The organism is Enterococcus devriesei (assembly GCF_001885905.1).
In the GTDB taxonomy this organism is placed as follows: domain Bacteria; phylum Bacillota; class Bacilli; order Lactobacillales; family Enterococcaceae; genus Enterococcus_A; species Enterococcus_A devriesei.
This window is the reverse complement of record NZ_JXKM01000044.1, coordinates 1-713: the sequence shown is the minus strand read 5'-3', so window position 1 is coordinate 713 and position 713 is coordinate 1. Positions and strand designations below refer to the sequence as shown.

The window sequence follows — 713 nt, the reverse complement described above, 5'->3', positions numbered from 1 at the left end:
TATCCAGTTTTCAATGAACGAATGATGACCAATGTCATCAATGGAGCCTAGCGGGATCGAACCGCTGACCTCCTGCGTGCAAAGCAGGCGCTCTCCCAGCTGAGCTAAGGCCCCGGGTATTAAATTGAGAGTAGACCTCTCAAAACTGAACGAATAAAAGCAAGCCTGTGTAGTTTCCGTAACGTTCATCTTAGATGAACTATTTCCTTAGAAAGGAGGTGATCCAGCCGCACCTTCCGATACGGCTACCTTGTTACGACTTCACCCCAATCATCTATCCCACCTTAGGCGGCTGGCTCCAAAAGGTTACCTCACCGACTTCGGGTGTTACAAACTCTCGTGGTGTGACGGGCGGTGTGTACAAGGCCCGGGAACGTATTCACCGCGGCGTGCTGATCCGCGATTACTAGCGATTCCGGCTTCATGTAGGCGAGTTGCAGCCTACAATCCGAACTGAGAGAAGCTTTAAGAGATTAGCTTAGCCTCGCGACTTCGCGACTCGTTGTACTTCCCATTGTAGCACGTGTGTAGCCCAGGTCATAAGGGGCATGATGATTTGACGTCATCCCCACCTTCCTCCGGTTTGTCACCGGCAGTCTCGCTAGAGTGCCCAACTAAATGATGGCAACTAACAATAAGGGTTGCGCTCGTTGCGGGACTTAACCCAACATCTCACGACACGAGCTGACGACAACCATGCACCACCTGTCACT

The 713-nt window shown here is 51.6% G+C and carries 1 tRNA gene and 1 rRNA gene; both read right to left on the bottom strand.

Annotated elements, in window-relative coordinates:
• Positions 1-41 precede the first annotated feature (41 nt).
• A tRNA-Ala gene (locus RV00_RS15940) sits at positions 42-114 on the bottom strand.
• A gap of 97 nt (positions 115-211) precedes the next feature.
• Positions 212-713 (bottom strand): 16S ribosomal RNA (locus RV00_RS15935); the annotation flags it as partial.